The organism is Streptomyces sp. NPDC001889 (assembly GCF_053594535.1).
In genome coordinates this window covers 294,000-312,634 of sequence record NZ_JBSFER010000002.1, presented here as the reverse complement: position 1 = coordinate 312,634, position 18,635 = coordinate 294,000, and the positions used below count along the sequence as shown (strand labels likewise).

Below are 18,635 nucleotides of genomic sequence, written 5' to 3'. Positions count from 1 at the left end.
GTTCCGGACCGGGGGAAGGCGGCCTCGGAACGGGGTCGGGGGTCGGAACGGGCGGCGGCGAAGGGGTGGGGACCGGGCCGGGCAGCGGTCCCGGCGGCGGGACGGGCGGCCCCGGGGCCGGAACGGGCGAGGGCGGTACGGGGGGTGGCTGGGTCATGCCTGACCTCCAGGGTTCGGAGTCGTGCGTTCCCACTCTCTCCCCGTCCGCCTTCCCCCGCGCGCGGAATCCACACACCCCGCGCTCCCGGACGCCCTCGCGGCGTCACCAGAGGTTCGGGTCCGCCTTCAGCTGCCGCTCCGCCGCCTCGACCAGCCCGGCCGGCGCCTCGGGGGCCTCGGCCGGATGCCGCTGGGCCCAGGCGGCGGCGTACGGACAGAGCGGGACGACCGGGACGCCCTCGCGGGCGGCGATCCCGTAGAACGCGCGCACCAGCGAGCCCGCGATGCCCTTGCCCTCGTGCTCCGGCCGCACCACGGTGTGCACGGCGACCAGAGCGGCGGGGTCGCCGTCGAGGACGAAGTAGGCGATACGCCCGGTGACGGCGCCGCTCTCGTACGCCTCCAGCAGGCCCTTCGCACGGTTGTCGCGGATGTCGAACGCTGAGATGTCTGGCATGACGGCATACTCCCTCGGCCGGGCGTCGGGCGCCCGTTTCAGACGGCGGCGTGCGGGCTGCGCAGGGCGCCGCTCCCCGGTGCGGGTTCGGCGGTGTCCGATCCCGTACCGATGATCCGGTTGCCGGCGTCGACATGCACCACCCGGGGGGTGAGCGCGCGCGCCTCGGCGTCCTCGACCTGGGCGTAGCTGATGAGGATCACCAGATCGCCGGGGTGGACGAGATGGGCCGCAGCGCCGTTGATACCGATGACACCGGAGCCGCGCTCGCCCTCGATGACATAGGTCTCCAGCCGGGCGCCATTGGTGATGTCCACAATGTGGACCAGCTCACCCGGCAGCAGATCCGCCGCTTCCATCAGCGCGGCGTCGACGGTGACGGAACCGACGTAGTGCAGATCGGCCTGGGTGACGGTGGCGCGGTGAATCTTCGACTTGAACATGGTGCGCAGCATCGAGGTACTCCCGGAACTAGGCTCCCTGCCTGCGTTCGTGCAGGTCAAGGGCGGTTTTCCCACTCTACAACGAGTCGCGTGCCCGGGCAGGTCTCCCCAGGTTCCTCAGGACTCGTGCTGACCACTCCGCTGACCACTTGCCGGACTCCCTGACGGCTCACCGGGGGTGGCTCCAGGTGGTCAGCCGACCGGGCACCCGCCACAAGGCTCCGGGCGCTCGCGACCCCGGGCTCAACTCCCATGGCGCGGGGAGGCAGCAGGGAACCCCCGGACAGAGAATCCGGGGATTTCCCTCGACCATTGACCTGACCGGCTGATGAAGCCTGACGGTGACACTTCCAGGCGGCGTCGACGGGCATCAGGACGCGGGGCTTCTCGGTGGCGAACTCCTCGTCGGTGAGCAATCCCTGAGCCTTCGGGTCGGCGAGCCGGGCCAGTGGGGACACCCGGTCCGTACCCGCCGGCGCCGGGAGGGGGGCGGCTGCCGGCATCTGTGGGGCCTGGGCAACCCCCGGGCGCCGCGCGCCGTGACGCGCCACCCGGTTGGAGACCGCGGTGGCGGTCGCCCGCGGTGCCCGCCACCGGCGGACCGGGTCCCGCCGGCGGCCGTCCACCATTCCACCAGTCCCACGATGCGGCAGCTCGCCCCCGGGTCAAACACCCTTCCGCGACACGCTGGGACTGTTTGCCCCCCTGCATCTCGCGTCCAGCCACAGGCACAGCTCGTCCAGTGCCGCTTCGGCCCGTTCCCGGTCGCCGGTGGTGAGGTAGTCCGTTTGAAGGCCTGCGAAAGCGCTGTTCAGGAGGGTCGCAGTCACAAGAGCGTCGGCTCCGGACATGCCACGCAGAGTGAGGCACGAGGCGACGAACTCCGATCTTCCGCGCACGAAGTCCACTGCGGACCCGGGCAACCGTCCCGCGGCGGCCAGGCCTTCGATCTCGCGGATGAGGCTGGTCATGGAGCGTTCCGCCGTGCTCAGGTTGCGGGCCCACGCCGAGCGGACGACACGGCTGACCGGTACATCGGCGTCCGCCCAGCCTGTGGTGGAACGCAGTTCCTCGTGCTGCCGCTCGTCCAGCCGGACCATGACGGCGCTCAGCAGTTCCCGCTTGTCGGCGAAGTGATGGGTCAGGACGCGGGTGCTCTGCCCCAGCGCTTCGGCGATGCCGCGCAGGGTGAACCGGCTGATGCCGGTGCGGGCGAGGTGACCGATGGTCGCGTCGAGTACTTCACGGCGGCGGTCCGGATTGATCGGCCTGGCCATGGCTGTACCTCTTCTCGTCCCGGCGTCACGCGGGTTCGCAGGCGGGGATGTGGCGGGATGTCACGGTCTCACACCCAGTAAGGGAAACAACTGTTACCTTAATTCGGTGACAGTGCGCTCTCGTCAAACACCCCTGTGGCTCCACGCGTTGACACTGGCCGCCTTCGCCGTCCAGACCGACGACTTCATCATCATCGGTGTGCTGCCCGACCTGGCGGCGGACCTGCGGGTGAGCGAAGGCGCGGCCGGCCAGCTGGTCACCGTCTATTCGCTCGTCTGCGCACTGACCGCCCCTCTCTGGGCCCTTCTGCTGTCGCGAACCGGCCGGAAGCAGGCCCTGCTCGGGGCGCTCGGCGTCTTCGGCGCGGCCAACTTCGCCGTCCCGTTCGCCGACTCCTTCCCCGTCCTCATGGGGCTGCGCGTCGCCGCGGCCCTCGGCGCCGCGGTCGTCCTGCCCGCCGCCCTCGCGGCGGCCTCCTCGGCGGCCCCGCCCGAACGACGCGGGCGGTATCTGGCCACGGTCATGACCGGCCTGACCGGCGCGGTGCTGATCGGGGTGCCCGCCGGTACCCACCTCGGCGACGCGCTCGGGTGGCAGGCCACGTTCGTCCTCGCGGGAGCGCTCGGCACGGCAGCCCTGCTGCTGATCTGGGCGAAGGTGCCGCACACGCCACGCGCAGGAGTGGCACCCGGGTTCCGCGTGTCGCTGAGGCCCCTGCGGCAGCGTCCCGTGTTCCTCATCCTGCTGGTCACCGCCGTTACCGTCGCGGGCAACCTCGCCTTCCAGACCTACCTCGCACCCTTCCTGGACGGATTGGCCCCGGTGACCGGCACCGGGCTGGCCCTCCTGCTGGTGCTGTCCGGCGCCGGGGGCATCGTCGGGACCAGACTCGCGGGACGCGTCGTCGACCGGTACGGGGCCCTTCGGGCGCTGTGGTCGGGCGGCGGACTCTTCTGTACGGGCATGGCCGCCTTCTGCGCGCTGTGGGTGGTGCGGCCCGTGCCGGTCGTGCTCGTGGCCCTGCTGCTGGTGTGCTGGTCGGCCGCCGCGTGGGCCGTGCCACCGGCCATTCAGGCCCTCATGATCGACCGAGTGGGGCCGGAGGGCGCCACCCAGGCCATGGCCCTGCACAGCAGCTCCGCGTATGTGGGGGCCGCGCTCGGCGGCGCACTGGGCGGCATCCTCGTGGGCTTGGACGCCGGCCTGTTGCCACTGGCGGCGGCCCTGCTGGTGGGGCCGGCGTTGAGTCTCGCCGCTTTCACCCTGCGAGAGGACCGCGTCCCCTCGGCCCGGGAGCCGAGGGCCGAGGGGAGCGAGGTGCGGTGAGGCCCCTCGGTGTCCTGGTGCCCACGTGCTTCTCAGCGGACTGTGGGGCCCTGGTGCTGCTTGCTGAATTCGAGCAGGTGAAGGCCCAGGGGGGAGTTCTCCAGGACGGATCAGAAATGGCAACCGACCAGCAAGATCAGGATCACCCGGTGGAGTGCCGCCCGATCCAGCCGGTGGCGGCCACCACTTCACGCGCGATGTCCACGACAGGCCGCCCGTCGGTCGCCACTCGCACCGCCTCCACGGGTGCCCGCTCATCCAGGAGCCGCGCCTTGCGGGCGCTGCCCTTCAGCTCCTTCTCCAGCTCCGAGCCCAGTTCCCGGGCGGCCAGTCGTTCGTCGGCGGTGGCATCGGAGGCGGTGAGCAGCACGCGTACGATCCGCGTGCCCGCCCCGATGGCGCGCTCGAACATGCCCGCCGCCTCGGGCAGCACACTCACGGTGTTCGTGCAGATCAGACGGCGGTAAGCGACGCGACCTCGTGAACGGAGCACTCGGCATCAGCACCGCGCTCCTGCGTCGCGCTGGAGATGCCGGTCAGGGGGTGGCGAGGCCGAACCAGTACTCGAAGGTCTCCAGCAGGCCGTTGAGGGTGTTGAGCGGGTCCAGGGTGCCGGTGTCGGCGGTGAGTTCTCCGTCGGTCTGGAGCTGTTCGGGAGTGGTCTGGGAGATGGCCAGGCGGTTCAGTCCGGAACGGGTGATCGTGTAGGTGGCGTCCGCGGTCGCCGGGTCGGTGAGGCCGGGGGTGTGGACAAGGACGCCGTTGCGCACCCGGAGTGTGCAGTGGGCGGGATCGTCGGCGAGGCCGCCGGTGATCTTGAAGCCGAGGGTGAGGGGGTGGGCGGCGGCGTCGGGTCCGTTGAGGCGGATGCCGAGGTAGTCGAAGAGCATCTCCAGCGGCATCGCCTCCAGCACAGGCTGGGTGATGATCTGCGGGGCGGGGAGATGGGGCGGCGTGCCGTCGGCCGGGCGGGTGCGCAGTTCGTGGGCCGCGGCGAGGTAGAAGTTGCGCCAGGGACCGCTTTCGGCCTGGTAGCCGAGCTGTTCGAGGACATCGGCTTCCAGCGCGCGGGCAGCGGTGTGGGTGGGGTCGGCGAAGACGGCGTGGGAGAGGAGTTCGGCGGCCCACCGGTAGTCGTCGGCGCTCTTGGCGTTCTCGAACGCCTGCCGGGCCAGCTCCACGACCTTGGCCACCCCGCCGATCGCCTCGACGTAGCGGGGGCCGGACTCCTCGGGCGGCAGCGGGTGCAGATGGGCCGCGTTGCCGTCGTACCAGCCCAGATACCGCTGGTAGACGGCCTTGAGGTCGTGGTTGACGGTGCCGTAGTAGCCGCGGTTGAACCACTGTCCCGCCAGGCTCTCCGGAACGCTGCCGTCGAGGTCCTCGGCGATCTCCGTCATCGTGCGGCCCTTGTTGGCCAGCCGCAGCGCCTGGTCGTGCAGGAACCGGTACAGGTCCGCCTGGCTGGTCAGGAACGACACGATGGCGTCCGGGGACTCCTCGGTGTTCCACCGGGGCCAGAAGTGCGAGGCGAAGAGCGTCTTCGACCGATGCCCGTACCACTCCACCGACTCGTTCAGGTACTGCGACCACCCCTTCGCGTCCCGCACCTGTGCGCCGCGCAGGCTGTAGAGATTGTGCAGGGTCGGTGTGGCGTTCTCCGCCATGCACAGCGCCTGGACGTCGGGGAGGTAGAAGTTCAGCTCCGCCGGCGCCTCCGTCCCGGGGGTGAGCTGAAACTCCAGATTCACCGGCCCGAACGTGACGACATGACCGGGCTGGGCCACCTCGGAGGTCACCGTGCAGGTCGGCGGCAGCAGACCGGTGGCCCCGGCGGACATGGTCTTGCCCAGACCGGCGTCCACCTGCCCCTTCTCTGAGCGCTCCAGCAGGGTCCCGTACATGAACAGCGCCCGGCGCAGCATCGCGTTCCCGGCATAGACGTTCTCGCTGACCGAGTGCTCCAGGAAACCCTCCGGGGCGATGATGTCCACCCCCTTGGGCACCTGTCCGCCCTCGAACAGGCCCAGCACGCCGCCGTAGTGGTCGATGTGGGAGTGAGTGAAGATCACCGCGCTGATCGTGCGTTCCTGGTCCCGGAGCCTGCGGTGCTCCCGGTACAGCTTCCAGGCCGCCGCCGCGCACTCCTCGCTGATCAGCGGGTCGACCACGACGACCTCCGGGGAGGCCCCGGTGGGGTCCTCCAGGAAGGAGATGTTCGACAGGTCCATCCCGCGCACCTGGTACACGGCGTCCGGGACGACCTCGAACAGGCCGGTGTTCATGTTCAGCAGCGCGTTGCGCCACAGGCTCGGGTTGACCGTGTCCGGGGCCGGCCCGCTCAGGAAGGCGTACGGGGCCAGACTCCACGCGGGCACGGGGCTGCCCTCCCGGGCCACGGCGAAGTCGGCGGGCAGTGCCGCGATCAGCCCCCGCGCGGCGAGCGCCGACTCCGGATCACGGTCATCCGGCGGCACCACCACCGCCGCGTTCAGATCCCTCGTCAACACTGTTGCGGGCTGGGGCACTTCGGACGGCAGACCAGTCAACGGACTCTCCCTTCACCGGGCAGGGCACACCCCGGAACACAACGGAGCAGAACCCCGCGAACAGACCCCGGAGCCTTGGAGGACACTGGAAAAAGGCTACGGAAAGTAAGCGCTTGGCCACGGAAGCATGCCACTCCCCGGTCACTCCCAAAAGACCCAGAACGAGCCATCCGCCACATCCGGATGGCTTCAGCCGCCGGGCCCGCCGCGCACCCGGGGCGGTTCGGGCGGGACGGCGGCGGAGCAGGCCCGGGTCCCCCGCTCCGCATGCCGCCCCACCGGGGCAGGGGTCGCCGGTGGGGGGATGCGGTCAGGTGGGGGATTCGGTCTGTTCGGCGATCTGTTCGACGGTGTCGGCCTGGGCGGCGATGGCGGCCTGGACGGGGGCGGGGACGGCCTTGTTCTCGAAGGTGGTGACGAGGGTGTCGAGGACCTGGTTGGCGGCTTCGGTGTTGCCGTCCTTGGCGTGGACGAGGGCGAGACGGCGCATGGCGGCGTTGAGGGTGATGTTGTCGAGTCCCGCGTCGCCGAGGGAGGCGTCGACGGCGGCCGTCAGCTGCTGGACGCTCTCGGCGATGTCGGGCGGGCGGACGGCCAGGCCGTCGTCGGTGAGGGTCTGGAAGTGGCGGCCGGCGTTGGCGCCGCGGGCCAGGCGGGCATAGGTGGCCAGGGGATGGCCGCCGTGGCGTTCGACGATTTCCTGGAGGGCGTCGTTGCCGGGGGTGAGCTGGGGTGCGTCGGAGCCGAGGAGGGCGAGGAGGGTGCCCTGTTGGTCGCCGATGAGGAGTTCGCCGACCTGCTGGTCGGTGCGGTCGAGCGGGGCGCGGACCCGGTAGGCGGTCGGTGCGGAGACGGTGCGGGAGCCGTCTGGTGCCTGGTGGGCGGCGGTGATCCGGTAGAGGCCGGGTTCGGCGAAGTAGAGGCCGTCGCCGCCGGAGCCGATGTAGGCGCTCTCGTACAGGGCGGGGGTGGTGTGGTCGAGGACGGTGGTGGGGGCGTCGGGGCCGTGGCCGTGGCAGGTACGGGCGAGCGGGCGGTAGACGCGGGTGTTCCCGTAGGGGTCCTGGACCCGGAGGACGGTGTGGCCGTCGCGGGGGTGCAGGAGGGGGGAGACGGTGACCTGGTCGCGGGTGCCGCTGCGGGTGAGGCGGAGTTCGGCGACGACGGGTTCGCCGTACTCGAAGGTGGTGCGGCCGGTCAGTTCCAGCCGGAGTCCGGACTCGTCGGACGGGGGCGGTATGAAGAGTCGTGCGGGTAGTTCATCCAGGAAAGGTCGCCGTATCCCCGGCGCGGGCCGAGCGGTGCGGGCGGCCAGGCGGAGCGCTTGTCCCAGGAGTGCAACAGGTTGAAGGCGTGGCCCAGTTCATGGACATGGGCGTGGAGGTCGACCCGGGTGCCGAGCGCGGCGTTGAGTTGCAGTGCTTCGTTGAAGACGGCGACGCCCTGTCGAGGGGTGTCGTTGGTGTCGAACATGATTCCGTAGGTGAGGAATCCGAACTGGGTTTCGGCGTACCGGGTCGCGACGAGGGTCCACAACTTCCACTGCGGGTTGTCGCGGTACTGGCTGAAGCCGGCCTCCATCGCGGCGTGGAGTTCAGCCGTGGACCAGCGCAGATCGGCACCTGAGCCAGCGGTGCCCACCGTGTTGCGCGTGCCTGCGGAACGGAGTTCGAGACCGGCGTCGGCGAAGGCGGCGGGCACGGTGAGGACACGGTTGCGGTAACCGGGCGGGGTCGCGGCCCGGGAGGTGTCGTACGAGTCGAAGGCGGCTGTACCGGTGACCGAGTCCACCTCGTGGTCGAAGGTGCGCAGATAGGGGGAGCGGCGGTTGCCGCTCCCGCTGAGCGTCTGGCTCCAGTCGGCGCGGTTCAGGTCCCAGATCGCGGAGGGCAGCGCTCCGCTGAGGGGTTTGCGGTCGATCAGCAGGGAGAGGGTGTGGCGGGGGCGGGCAGGTCGAACTCCACGGTGGCGGCGTCCGCGACGACGGAGCCGGGGGCTGACCTGCACGGTGGCCGGGGTGCAGCGGAAGGAGTTCTCGTAGGTGGCGCTCTGGCCGTTGAGGGTGAAGATGTCGCGGCTGATCATGCGGGAGGTCGTGGGGCCCTCCAGGTCGACCCCGCAGGACGAGCTTGGTCGTGGCGGACTTCCACTCGTACCGGCCGGAGAACGTCTCGCGGGGTACGGCGATGTCCCCCGTCAGTTTGGCGAGGCCCGGGGTGAGCGTGGTGAGCGGGCCCTGCTTCTCCACCCCGGTGGACCAGTTGAGGATCACCCCGTCGGCGCCTTTGATCAGCAGGGAGCGGCGGATGCCGCCGGCGGCGGGCGGCAGGGCGAGGATGTGGTCGAGATCGTGGGTGAAGGCGGAGGGCAGCTTTCCCCAGCCGGGCTGCCCCGCGTCCGGCCCCTCGCTGATGGGGACATCGCGGACGACGCCGGTCTCCGAGTTCAGGGTCAGCACCCGCTCGCCCCGGAAGAAGTACGTCTGCCAGGCGCCGTTCGCGGCCGTCGGCGCCTGGAGGAGGACGTCGATCCCCGACTGCCACTCGACGGGCAGCAACTGGCCCAGCGTGGTACCGACGGGCCCCAGCCGCAGCCCCTTCCAGGAGCCCGCGGCGTGGATACGGCTGGAGCCCCAGCTCAGCTGGAGGTAGGTGTCGCCGTAGAAGAGCATGAGCTGACGGACGCCGCTCTCGTCGGGCGGCTGTAACGCGCCTTCGGTGCAGCTCGTCCAGACCCCGACCAGAGGTGCGAGGGCGCCGCCGTACGCGGCGGTCAGCGCGCCGGAGGAGATCTGGTCGCTCTCGCCGATGACGAGGGCCTTGTCACCCGAGGCGAACAGGGCGTTCCACCCGCTCGCCGAGGTATGGGACACCGCGTACGCGTAGGCGGTGGACTTGTACCGGAGGAGCGCCACGAAGCCTCCCCCTCCGAGGAATCTCCCGCCGGACCAGCTCCAGTGGGAGCACCTCCACCCTGCCCACCTTTCCGGTAGGAAATTCACATGGGCGTAAAAGCACCGCGAATCGCCCCCGGAGGTCTCCGCAGCCGCCTCCGGCGAGCAGCGCAGAGCCCGTCGGCGGCGGAGCCTCCGGGGGACGGCCGGGGCGACCGGAGCCCCGGGCCACGGCGCGGTGGTGTGGGAATGGTGGTGCCGTGCGACGCGTTTCCCCGCGAACGTCTGGGCGCAGTACTGGTCGGGGGCGTTCGTGTACCCGCGGACGGCGAAGCGCTGGGACGAGCGCCCGTCGCACGGGTGCTGCACCAGCACCGCGCCGTTGGCCGAGGACGAGTACACCCGGCCCGCCCGACCAGCCACGGGAGGACAACACCCCCACCAGCCAATCCAGTCGCCGAGCACCGGCGCAGCCGGCCCCTCGGGTCGGCTGCGCCGCGGCGGTGCCCGGTGGACGGGCTCCCGGGTGTGTACCGGGGCGACGGCCGTGCGGGGCGGGATGCCGGGTGGGCTAAGGGCAGGTGGCCAGAAGGACGGAGATGACGGTGCAGGTGGCGCTGCCGGTGTCGTTGGCCGGGTTCGGGTCCGCCGGGGTGGAGGCGGTGCGTGCCGCGGTGACGGTGACGTGGCCCAGGGAGAGCAGGTGCAGGGGTACGCGGAAGGACTTGGCCGCGCTGGTCCCATTGGCGATGGCGCCGTAGGCGCAGGTCACGGACGCGGTGCCGGTGGTGCATCCGGCCGGAAGGCCGGTCGCGGCGGCGCCGGGCGGCAGGGCGGCGGTGACGGTGGCGGAGGTGACCGCGCCGGGGCCGGTGTTGTGCGCGGTCAGGGTGTAGGTGAGGTAGGGGGTCAGGATGCCGAGGTGGGGCCGCGCGGTCACACCGACGGCGAGGTCGGCGGAGGGCGGCGGCGCGGCGGTGACGGTGATGGCCGGTGCGTACACGGTGGCTTCGCCGCCGCCGTCGCCGAAGAGCTGGTAGCCCAGGACGAAGGAACCGGCCGGGGTACCGGGGTTGACCCGGAGGGTCAGCGTTCCGCTGAACGCGCCGCCCGCCGCCAGGTCGCCCACCGGTACGCGCTGGCCGATGCCGAAGGCACTGGTGCAGGGGGCGGTGTTGCCCGTGCACGCAACGATGGTGGTGAAGTCAGAGAGCCGGCCGAGGGTGGAGGAGCCGGCGTAGAAGTTCTCACCGGCGCTGGACATGGCGACGTCCGCGGTGCCGTTGAAGGTGATCGTGAAGGTGTCGCCGGCGGCGACGGTGGTGGAGGAGACGCTGACGCTGGAGACGGCGTGGGCGGCCTGGGGGACCGCCAGGACCGCTCCGGCCGCCAGGGCCAGGGTCGCCAGCCCGGACAGCACCCGTCGGCGCATACGGCGCAGCGGGCCCGGTCCTGCGCCCGCGTCGTGGGTACCGGCTCCGCGGGGCCATCGCGCGGGTGTGGTTATCGGGGTGGTGTTCGAGGACATGAAGGTCCCCCTTCCCTCGGTTGCGCGCCACCACGGGCGGGACCCGGCGGGCCCCGGCAACCAGCGGCGGTGCGGTCACGCCGGCGCGGGCGCGGCACGCCCGCCGGGATCACAGACCACCGGAACACGTACCGCGCATCGCCCACCACCGCGGCACGAGCCCGGCCCGCGGCGACCTCGCCAGACTGACAGCGGACCGGCAGCTCCCGAACAGGGTTTTTCATCATTGATCGGATGAGGTCATCTATCGACCGCGTGGCGTCCATGTCTGGCAGGAAGCCCCGGCCCGTCGGGCCGGTGTTCCGAATCCCGGCGGTTCAGGAGCGATTCCATGTCCGGGAGCAGGTACTGGCCGGAAGCCCAGGACGTGCTCCCGGGCGAGGTCGCGGACGTGGTCGCGGCCCGAACGGCCCTCGCGGGCCCGCCGGCGTCCCACAGACATCTCAGGAGCCTGCTCCTGCCCACCGGACGACTGACAGGGCCACAACACGACACGGCACCGCCCGGAAGAACTCCCAGCCCACCACCGGCCGGGCAGCACCGCGCCGCATCCGGCCGGGTCGGGCTCCTGTGCCCCGCAGGAGCCCGACCCGGCGCCCGGCACCACCGACCGGGAACCCCGCGGCGTCGCCGCGCGTGGTCCTGGTGGCGCCGGGCGGGCCGGCCGTTATGGGCCTCTTTCCGGCCCTCGGACCGGGGAGGAGGGAGCGGTTCACTATGATCCGCATGTCCTGCACCGGGGAGGAACGAACCATGGCCGAAGGCAACAGCGACCAGGGCACCAGCGACGCGGAGGGCTCCGGCCGTGCCGTCGACGAGCGGGCGGGAGTTGAACTGGTCTACCGGCCCCAGCCTTCCGACACTCTGGCCGGGCTGCGGGTCCGCGAGCGGGTCAAGCGCACCGGGCTCCTGCTGCGGTGGGGGTTCCTCCTCCTGTGGGTGGGGCAGTGGCTGGTCCCCACGGTGAGCCGCGGGAGTGCCGACGCGGTCTCGACGGCTCTGGTTCTGTTCGTCGCCCTGATCGTGTGGGGGTACCCCCGGGCGCAAGCCGCCCATGTGCAGCGGCTCGTCGGCTGGCAGGGCGAGTACCGCGTCACCGTGTCCCCCGCCGGGATCACCTGCCGTACCGACCACGGCACACTCATCCAGAAGTGGTCCGTGTTCCAGGGACACCGGGAAACGGCGGGGCACTTCGTCCTGCTCAGCCGAGATCCCGGCATGATGTTCGTCGGCGTCCTGCCCAAGCGGGGCCTGCGGGAGGACGGGGATCCGGAGCGGCTGCGGGAGATCCTGGACCTGCACACTCCTCGCGTGTGACCGAGGCCCGCCGGCTCGGCGGGGAGCGGGAGACGCGTCCATCCGGAGACCTCGGAGCCGGCCGGCCCCGACGGCGCACGTCAGCGTGCCGACGGCCCCGCGTCACCGGCGCCGCGGACTGACCGGCAGCCGGCTTCCGCGGCGGTGACGCGTGCGCTCGCCCGGGCGGGGCGGCAGCGAGTGAGGGCAACCTCATCCGTCACAGGGGCATCGGCCGCGGCGATTCGGCCATCACGGCGTCGAGCACCACCCGGGCTCCGGCACGGGTCGGTGGCCAGTACAGCCTCGGAGAATCGCTTGTTCATGCGGTTCCCGGCCCGGCCGAAAGACGTGTGTTCGAAAGGGCGGTCCGGATCGTTGTCCCGGGTACCACAACAGGTCACAGCGGAGATCGCTCCGCCATCCGCCCGATCCATGGCCACCGGACCGATGATCCTCCCGCGCGTCCGACGCCGAACAGACAAGGGGAACACCGATGACGCCGACGATCCGCCCCCCGGCCCCGCCCGTCGGAGGACGCTCCGGAATCCTCAGCCCGCAGCCGGCGCCGGGGACACGCGGATGAACCAGGCGCGGAACGGGGCCCGGAGCGGGGCCGCCGGGACCGGCGGAGGGCGTGTCCCGCCGCCCCGGTCGGTGGCCGGGCTGGGCCTCCCCCCGGCGCGGGTGTCCGTCGGGCCCGCCGACGGCGGTGACATCACCGACGGGATGGAGACCGCGTACTGGGCGGTGCACGACGGGGCGTCGGCGAAGGCGAGCGTGCGGGAGATCCTGGCGAAGCTCCCGCGCATCGTGCGGCAGGTCGGGGCGCTGGCGTGGCGGGCGGACCAGCGGGGCACCGTCGCGGTCGTCGTCCTCCAGCTGTTGTCCGCCGCGATGAACGCCTTCGGTCTGGTCGCCTCGGTCGCTGTCCTCCACACCCTGTTCGCGTCCGGGCCGACACCGGACAAGATCCGCTCCGCCCTGCCCGAACTGGCCCTGGTCGTGGTGCTGCTGTCGCTGCGGGCCGTGCTGGAGACCGCGGTGTCCACCGCCGAGGCCCGTCTCACCCCGAAGATCCGCACATCCTTGGAAGTGGAGTTCTACCGGCTCGTCGCGCATGTACGGCTCGAAGCGGTCGACGACGCGAACTGGCACGACGACATCCACCGGGCCTCCGACCGGGGCCTGTACTACGCACGGCAGGTCGTCGGCCAGATCGTCGCCCTGGCCGCCGCTCTCCTCGACCTCGTCGCCACCGCGGCCGTTCTCACCGTGCTCCACCCGGTACTGATTCTCATGCTGCCGCTGTCCGTGCTGCCGGTCGGCGCCGCCGCCGTCCGCGCGGCGAAGGAGCGCTTCCACTCGTACATGCGGTGGAACGCGCTCCAGCGGCGGGTGCGCACCTTCAGCTGGATTCTCCTCGATCAGGACTCCGCCGCCGAGATCCGCTCCAACACCACTCAGGGCGCCCTGCTCGCGGAGCACCGGCGGCTCACCGAGAACATCGCCGCCGAGGACACCCGGCTCGGTGTCCGCGCCGCCCGCATCCATATCGCCGGGCGCGCGGCCGGCGGTGTGGGTACCGGCATCACCTACGCGGCGCTGTGCGCGATGCTGATCGGCGGCTGGATACCCCTCGCTGTCGGCGCCGGAGCCGTCCTGGCGATCCAGTCCAGCCACCGCTCCCTCACCACCTTCGTCAACTTGGCTCACATGGTGTACGAGCACGCGCTGTGGGTGTCGGATCTGCTGGAGGTGCAGGCGCGCTGCCGCGGCCTGCTGCCTCGCGCGGGCGGCGCACCGGCCCCGGATTCGGTGCGGGAGATCCGCCTGGACGACGTTTCCTTCACCTACCCGGACAAGGCCTCCCCCGCGCTCGACGGGATCAGCCTCACGCTCAGGGCCGGGGAGACCGTGGCGTTCGTCGGCGTCAACGGCAGCGGTAAGTCCACGTGCTCCAGGCTGATCGCCGGTCTGTACGACCCATCCGCCGGAACCGTGTCCTGGAACGGCGCCGACGCACGGACCCTCGACCCGGTCTCGCTCCAGCAGCGCGTCGCGATGGTGTTGCAGGACCCGGTGCACTACCCGTTCACCGCACTGGCCAACATCACCGTCTCACGGGGGTCGCTGACCGAGTCCGTGCCCGAGGAAGCGCACGCGGCTGCCGTGGCCTCCGGAGCCGACACCGTCATCGCGGGTCTCCCGGCAACCTGGGAGTCGCTGCTGTCCAAGCGGTTCGCGGGCGGGCAGGAGCTCTCGGCGGGGCAGTGGGCCAAGATCGCGGTCGCCCGCGGGCTCTACAAGAGCGCGCCCGTCCTCCTGCTGGACGAGCCGACGGCGAGCATGGACCCACGTGCCGAGCACGCCGTGTACCGGGCGGTCCTTCGCGGCGCCCGCCGTCCCGGCCAGATCACCGTCCTCATCTCGCACCGTCTGGCGTCCGTCGTGGAATGCGACAAGATCATCGTCTTCGACGGCGGGAGGATCGTCGAGTCCGGTTCACATCAGCAACTCATGGACAGACAGGGCGAGTACGCCCAGATGTTCGCCCTCCAGGCCGCCGGGTACCGGAGCACACCGACCAGCGCGGAGGAGGCGTGAGCCCGGAGAACGGGTGCCCTCTGCCTGCGGGTGCCCTCCGGTGAGAGGTCCTCCGGTGACGCCCGGCGTGGCGACTCCTCGCCGAGGGTACGGGCCGGCGGCACGGTCACGGGCCGAGTCCGCGCCCACCGTGCCCGTGCTGTGCGCGGGCACCCCCTTTCCGGCGCGGCCGGCGTGCCGCACCGGGCAACCTGGGGACCTCGTCCCCCGGCCCCCGGCTCGCCTTCGCCGGCCCTACGGCCAGCGGCGCGCTCCCCCGGTCACTCCTCGCGGGCGGCTCCCGCCCGCACCCGGCCCGTTCGCGCGGTCGCCCCGTCCGAGGGCTGGTGCGGCAACCGGGCGGCCCATCGGGATCGCGGCGGTCGCGTTCCCAGCGGGAATCGCGTGTACGGCTGCCGCCGGCCGGGACCGAGGACCGTTCGCCGCCGGGCACGCGCGGTGGCGGCTCCCGGGTGTCAGACGAGGGCGGCGACCAGCAGGACGAAGGCGGCGAAGATGACGGCGACGCGGACACAGTGGTAGCGGGACCAGCGGTCCAACTGCTCCTTCCAGTCCTCGGGCCGGTTCTCCGGGGTCCAGGTCCTGTTCCGGTTGTTGATCGGTACGAGCAGCAGCAGCGACATGACCACGCTGAGGATCAGCAGCCCGCCGGCGGTGACGACGAGGGCGGTGCCCTGGTGGTGCCATCCGGCGAGGGCCCGGACCGCGACGAGGACGAGCGAGCCGATGTACCAGAACGGCATCACCGCGCCGAGAATCCGGCCGCCGTGCGCGTGGCCGAGCTGTCCGCTGTCGCCGGGGAGCGCCCTGAGGATCGGGGCCATGACGAAGAGAACGGAGAACTCCACCCCCACCATCACGCCGACGGCCACGGCGGTGAAGACCTCAAGGGCGTTGAGCATGACGACCCCTCCCAGGATCTAGCGTCGCTAGATTTCAAGGCAACGCTAACTCTGTCGACGCTCGCTTGTCTAGCGGTGCTAGGATTTCCGTATGCCGGTACAGGAACGCAAGGAACGCGAACGGGCGGAGCGCGAACGCCTCATCGTGGCGACGGCTCGCGCGCTCGCCGAGCAGCAGGGCTGGGACGCGGTCACCACCCGTCGGCTCGCCGAGCGCATCGAGTACAGCCAGCCCGTCCTCTACAGCCACTTCCGCGGCAAACGGGAGATCATCGGCGCCGTCGCCCTGGAAGGCGCCGCCGAGCTGGCCGGGGCGGTGCGGGCGGCGACCGCCGCCGAGGACGGCCCGCGCGAGCGGGTGTACGCGCTCGCCCGCGCCTACCTCGGCTTCGCCGCCCGCAACCCGGCGGTCTACGACGCCGTCTTCCAGCTCGACGGCGGCCTCCCGTACGCACAGGAGTCCACTCCGGAACCCCTCAAGGACGCTTTCGCCGCGCTGCTGGAGTGCCTCGGCGAGGTCACCGGGAACGGCGTCGAGGCGGGACTGCTCACCGAGACCTTCTGGGCCGCCCTGCACGGGCTGGCCACTCTGACCCGGGCCGGACGGCTGCCGCCGGAGGACACCGAACGGAGGGTGGAACTGCTGGTGGAACGGCTCGCCGTGGTGGTCTGACACAGAAACCGCGACGGACGGACGGCCGGGGCACCCGGACCCCTCCGCCGCGTGCGCGCGGCATCGCCTCCGGCCACGCGCGCGCACGCGGCGCGGCCACGGATCGCCGCCCCGCACCCCGGGCATGCGCGCCGGCCCTGCGGCGAGGCGCTCCCGGAGTCAGCCAACCGGTGGGCGCCGGCCCGAGCCGTGCCGTGCGGGACGGCCTCCCGGGCCGGGCCCGGGACACCCCTGCCCGCGAGGCCGCCTCCGGGCTCCGGGCTCCGGGCTCCGGCACCACGGGACGGTCTCAGCCGTATCGCTCGACGAGCGCGTTGCCGATCGAAGCCAGGTGGTCTCGCACATCCGGAGGGCCGGTCACCTCGACCCATTCGACGAGCCCGGCGAGCTCGCCGGCGAGTATGTACGCGTTGGGGCCCCGGATCACGACCTCGATGCGGCCGTCGGCCGCGGAGCCTCCCACCTGGAGCCGAGCGCCGAGTGCCATCCGGAGCAGGTCCACCCCGTGCGGCACGCATACTGCCTGGATCTCCAGGGGCGTCCGCTTGCGGTCGACCTCGTCGGCGATCTCGCGCCAGCTCTCGGCGAGGTCGAAGTCCGCGGGCCGGTGCACGGGATCGCCGGTCGGGTCGGCGGACACCACGCGGTCGATCCGGAAGCTCCTCCGGCCCGCCTCGGTGCCGGAGACGAGGTACCACGACACCCCCTTGGCGACGATGCCCAGCGGGTGGACCGTTCGCTCGGTTTCGGCGCCTTCGCGGTCGACGTAGCGGAGCCGCACCTGGACTCCCCGGATCACCGCGTCCTGGAGTTCGCCGAGGAGGCGAGGTGGCCGCTGCTCGATCCGACTCGCCCCCCACCGTCGCGGGTCCATGACCAACGACGAGGCCGCCGCCTCGGCCTGCGCCCGGAAGGGCTCCGGCAGGGCCTGGACGAGCTTGCGCAGGGCCGCTCTCACGGCCGGCGTCGCAGCCGAGGCCGAGCCGGCGACCAGGAACAGGGCGCGGGCCTCGCCCGCGGTCAACCCGGACAAGTCGGTGCGGGCGCCGCCCACGAGGCGCCAGCCGCCGCCCCGGCCCTGCGTGGCGTACACGGGCACCCCCGCCATGGCCAGGGCGTCGAGGTCGCGGCGGGCGGTGCGCTCGGAGACCTCCAGCTCCCGGGCGACCTCTGCCGCCGTCACCTGCTCGCGGCGTTGCAGCAGGAGGAGGACGGCCACCAGCCGGTCGGTTCGCATACCGGCAAAACTCTCATGGAAACCGGTCATGGGGTGACCGGTTTCGGACGGCACGATGGCGACACGGCCTCACCGACGATGCCCACTGCCCACGAGCGCACCGGGCACCGGGCATCGGGCACCGGCCGACCAGGGGTGCGCGGGCGCCACCTTCGGGAGCCCCCACCGCCTGATCACCCGGAGAAGAAGGAGAAAACGCAGTGTTCAGTCCAACCGATTTCCCCAAGTCCACCCTCATTTCCGTCAACGGCGTGGAACTCGAAGTCTTCGAGGCGGGCCGGCGGAACGCGGGGAAACCCATCGTGCTCTGTCACGGCTGGCCGGAGCATGCCTTTTCCTGGCGTTATCAGATGCCCGCCCTCGCCGCGGCCGGTTACCATGTCATCGTCCCGAACCAGCGGGGTTACGGGAATTCATCCCGTCCGGCCGAAGTGACGGACTACGACCTTGAACACCTGTCGGGTGATCTCGTCGCACTTCTCGATCACTACGGGTACGAGGATGCCGCCTTCGTCGGTCATGACTGGGGTGCCATGGTCGTCTGGGGAATGACCCTGCTGCATCCGAGCCGTGTCAACAGAGTGATCAACCTGAGCCTGCCCTACCAGGAGCGCGGAGCAAAGCCCTGGATCGAGGTCATGGAAGACGCACTCGGCGGGGACTTCTACTTTGTCCATTTCAATCGGCAGCCGGGCGTCGCGGACGCCGTGTTCGAAGAGAACACCTTCCGGTTCCTCCGCAATCTGTACCGGAAGAACGAGCCCCCCAGGGCGCCCCGGCCGGGCATGGCGCTGATCGATCTCGCCAGAGCGGAAACGCCACTCGGCGATCCCGTCATGAGCGACGGCGAACTGGCCGTTTTCGTCTCCGCCTTCGAATCGACCGGATTCACGGGCAGTGTGAACTGGTACCGGAACCTGGACCGCAACTGGCACTTGCTGGCGGACGTGGACCCGATCATCCGGCAGCCCACACTCATGATCCATGGCGACCGGGACACGGTCCAGAGGTCCGCGAGGCCGGCGGAGTTCGTGCCCCGTGTGGAAGTGGTGAGTCTGGACTGCGGTCACTGGATACAGCAGGAGAAGCCGGAGGAGACGAACCGGTTGATGACGGAGTGGCTGGAACGGCAGGACGCCGTCCGAGGGCCGTCCCGTAGATGATCTTCCAGCCCGGTGTGGACGCGGTTGGTCCCGATCCGGCCCGTCCCGGGCGCGGGGGCTCGGGTCAGGGGCTCTGATCCAGGGCCCTCGCCCCCCGTTCCGCTGTTCCACCCCAGGAGGCCGG

General features: G+C 71.4%; 17 protein-coding genes and 1 pseudogene. 8 read left to right on the top strand and 10 right to left on the bottom strand.

Features of this window, described 5'->3' with window-relative positions; translation table 11 throughout:
* Window positions 1-262: 262 nt before the first annotated feature.
* The 3 genes from ACWCRA_RS03125 to ACWCRA_RS03115 all read right to left on the bottom strand — a co-directional run bounded on the left by ACWCRA_RS03125 (window position 263) and on the right by ACWCRA_RS03115 (window position 2,336).
* Window positions 263-616, bottom strand: coding sequence for a GNAT family N-acetyltransferase (locus ACWCRA_RS03125; protein ID WP_351552948.1), 354 nt, complete (start codon window positions 614-616; stop codon window positions 263-265).
* A 38-nt stretch (window positions 617-654) separates the two neighbouring features.
* Window positions 655-1,071, bottom strand: a complete 417-nt coding sequence (gene panD, locus ACWCRA_RS03120) for an aspartate 1-decarboxylase (protein WP_351552951.1) — start codon at window positions 1,069-1,071, stop codon at window positions 655-657.
* 653 nt (window positions 1,072-1,724) lie between these two features.
* Window positions 1,725-2,336 (bottom strand): TetR/AcrR family transcriptional regulator, encoded by a 612-nt coding sequence (locus tag ACWCRA_RS03115; RefSeq protein ID WP_451066737.1) that lies wholly within the window; start codon window positions 2,334-2,336, stop codon window positions 1,725-1,727.
* A 106-nt stretch (window positions 2,337-2,442) separates the two neighbouring features.
* Here ACWCRA_RS03115 and ACWCRA_RS03110 point away from each other — a divergent pair, with 106 nt between their 5' ends.
* Entirely contained in the window at window positions 2,443-3,663 is a 1,221-nt protein-coding gene (locus ACWCRA_RS03110) for an MFS transporter (protein ID WP_451066736.1), read from the top strand.
* Window positions 3,664-3,805: 142 nt separating this feature from the next.
* Here ACWCRA_RS03110 and ACWCRA_RS03105 read toward each other — a convergent pair.
* The 3 genes and pseudogenes from ACWCRA_RS03105 to ACWCRA_RS03095 all read right to left on the bottom strand — a co-directional run.
* Window positions 3,806-4,138, bottom strand: a pseudogene (locus tag ACWCRA_RS03105) (hypothetical protein); the annotation flags it as partial.
* Window positions 4,139-4,199: 61 nt separating this feature from the next.
* On the bottom strand, window positions 4,200-6,173 hold the full coding sequence (locus ACWCRA_RS03100; RefSeq protein ID WP_451066735.1) for an alkyl/aryl-sulfatase: 1,974 nt from the start codon (window positions 6,171-6,173) through the stop codon (window positions 4,200-4,202).
* 349 nt (window positions 6,174-6,522) lie between these two features.
* A complete protein-coding gene (locus tag ACWCRA_RS03095) occupies window positions 6,523-6,702 on the bottom strand; it encodes a hypothetical protein (protein WP_451066734.1) in 180 nt (59 codons plus the stop codon).
* On the opposite strand from ACWCRA_RS03095, the gene ACWCRA_RS03090 reads away from it, so the two are divergent.
* Window positions 6,679-7,470, top strand: a complete 792-nt coding sequence (locus ACWCRA_RS03090; RefSeq protein WP_451066733.1) for a hypothetical protein — start codon at window positions 6,679-6,681, stop codon at window positions 7,468-7,470. The two genes, ACWCRA_RS03095 and ACWCRA_RS03090, sit on opposite strands and share 24 nt — an antisense overlap.
* Here ACWCRA_RS03090 and ACWCRA_RS03085 read toward each other — a convergent pair.
* Complete coding sequence (locus ACWCRA_RS03085; RefSeq protein ID WP_451066732.1) at window positions 7,410-8,297, bottom strand: hypothetical protein; 888 nt, start codon at window positions 8,295-8,297, stop codon at window positions 7,410-7,412. The two genes, ACWCRA_RS03090 and ACWCRA_RS03085, sit on opposite strands and share 61 nt — an antisense overlap.
* Window positions 8,298-8,347: 50 nt before the next feature.
* Between ACWCRA_RS03085 and ACWCRA_RS03080 the strand changes: the two genes are divergently transcribed.
* Together ACWCRA_RS03080 and ACWCRA_RS03075 are read left to right on the top strand one after the other, a co-directional pair.
* Window positions 8,348-8,863, top strand: a complete 516-nt coding sequence (locus ACWCRA_RS03080) for a hypothetical protein (protein ID WP_451066731.1) — start codon at window positions 8,348-8,350, stop codon at window positions 8,861-8,863.
* Window positions 8,864-8,929: 66 nt separating this feature from the next.
* Window positions 8,930-9,097, top strand: coding sequence for a hypothetical protein (locus ACWCRA_RS03075; RefSeq protein ID WP_451066730.1), 168 nt, complete (start codon window positions 8,930-8,932; stop codon window positions 9,095-9,097).
* A 579-nt stretch (window positions 9,098-9,676) separates the two neighbouring features.
* Here ACWCRA_RS03075 and ACWCRA_RS03070 read toward each other — a convergent pair.
* On the bottom strand, window positions 9,677-10,537 hold the full coding sequence (locus ACWCRA_RS03070) for a hypothetical protein (RefSeq protein WP_451066729.1): 861 nt from the start codon (window positions 10,535-10,537) through the stop codon (window positions 9,677-9,679).
* Window positions 10,538-11,386: 849 nt separating this feature from the next.
* Between ACWCRA_RS03070 and ACWCRA_RS03065 the strand changes: the two genes are divergently transcribed.
* On the top strand, window positions 11,387-11,950 hold the full coding sequence (locus ACWCRA_RS03065; RefSeq protein ID WP_351552956.1) for a YcxB family protein: 564 nt from the start codon (window positions 11,387-11,389) through the stop codon (window positions 11,948-11,950).
* 561 nt (window positions 11,951-12,511) lie between these two features.
* Entirely contained in the window at window positions 12,512-14,536 is a 2,025-nt protein-coding gene (locus tag ACWCRA_RS03060; RefSeq protein ID WP_451066728.1) for an ABC transporter ATP-binding protein, read from the top strand.
* 455 nt (window positions 14,537-14,991) lie between these two features.
* Here ACWCRA_RS03060 and ACWCRA_RS03055 read toward each other — a convergent pair whose 3' ends face one another.
* Complete coding sequence (locus tag ACWCRA_RS03055) at window positions 14,992-15,438, bottom strand: anthrone oxygenase family protein (protein ID WP_451066727.1); 447 nt, start codon at window positions 15,436-15,438, stop codon at window positions 14,992-14,994.
* A 91-nt stretch (window positions 15,439-15,529) separates the two neighbouring features.
* Between ACWCRA_RS03055 and ACWCRA_RS03050 the strand changes: the two genes are divergently transcribed.
* Entirely contained in the window at window positions 15,530-16,111 is a 582-nt protein-coding gene (locus tag ACWCRA_RS03050; protein WP_351552964.1) for a TetR/AcrR family transcriptional regulator, read from the top strand.
* A gap of 289 nt (window positions 16,112-16,400) precedes the next feature.
* On the opposite strand, the gene ACWCRA_RS03045 is transcribed toward ACWCRA_RS03050, so the two are convergent.
* A complete protein-coding gene (locus tag ACWCRA_RS03045; RefSeq protein WP_451066726.1) occupies window positions 16,401-17,348 on the bottom strand; it encodes a helix-turn-helix transcriptional regulator in 948 nt (315 codons plus the stop codon).
* A gap of 200 nt (window positions 17,349-17,548) precedes the next feature.
* Between ACWCRA_RS03045 and ACWCRA_RS03040 the strand changes: the two genes are divergently transcribed.
* Window positions 17,549-18,511, top strand: coding sequence for an alpha/beta fold hydrolase (locus ACWCRA_RS03040; protein WP_451066725.1), 963 nt, complete (start codon window positions 17,549-17,551; stop codon window positions 18,509-18,511).
* Window positions 18,512-18,635 lie beyond the last annotated feature (124 nt).

Excerpts from the sequence above, each read along its gene's own strand:
- ACWCRA_RS03085 (WP_451066732.1), bottom strand. The coding sequence starts at position 8,297 with ATGATCAGCCGCGACATCTTCACCCTCAACGGCCAGAGCGCCACCTAC.
- ACWCRA_RS03065 (WP_351552956.1), top strand. The coding sequence starts at position 11,387 with ATGGCCGAAGGCAACAGCGACCAGGGCACCAGCGACGCGGAGGGCTCC.
- ACWCRA_RS03115 (WP_451066737.1), bottom strand. The coding sequence starts at position 2,336 with ATGGCCAGGCCGATCAATCCGGACCGCCGCCGTGAAGTACTCGACGCG.
- ACWCRA_RS03050 (WP_351552964.1), top strand. The coding sequence starts at position 15,530 with ATGCCGGTACAGGAACGCAAGGAACGCGAACGGGCGGAGCGCGAACGC.
- ACWCRA_RS03125 (WP_351552948.1), bottom strand. The coding sequence starts at position 616 with ATGCCAGACATCTCAGCGTTCGACATCCGCGACAACCGTGCGAAGGGC.
- ACWCRA_RS03070 (WP_451066729.1), bottom strand. The coding sequence starts at position 10,537 with ATGCGCCGACGGGTGCTGTCCGGGCTGGCGACCCTGGCCCTGGCGGCC.
- panD (WP_351552951.1), bottom strand. The coding sequence starts at position 1,071 with ATGCTGCGCACCATGTTCAAGTCGAAGATTCACCGCGCCACCGTCACC.
- ACWCRA_RS03045 (WP_451066726.1), bottom strand. The coding sequence starts at position 17,348 with ATGCGAACCGACCGGCTGGTGGCCGTCCTCCTCCTGCTGCAACGCCGC.
- ACWCRA_RS03095 (WP_451066734.1), bottom strand. The coding sequence starts at position 6,702 with ATGCGCCGTCTCGCCCTCGTCCACGCCAAGGACGGCAACACCGAAGCC.
- ACWCRA_RS03055 (WP_451066727.1), bottom strand. The coding sequence starts at position 15,438 with ATGCTCAACGCCCTTGAGGTCTTCACCGCCGTGGCCGTCGGCGTGATG.
- ACWCRA_RS03060 (WP_451066728.1), top strand. The coding sequence starts at position 12,512 with ATGAACCAGGCGCGGAACGGGGCCCGGAGCGGGGCCGCCGGGACCGGC.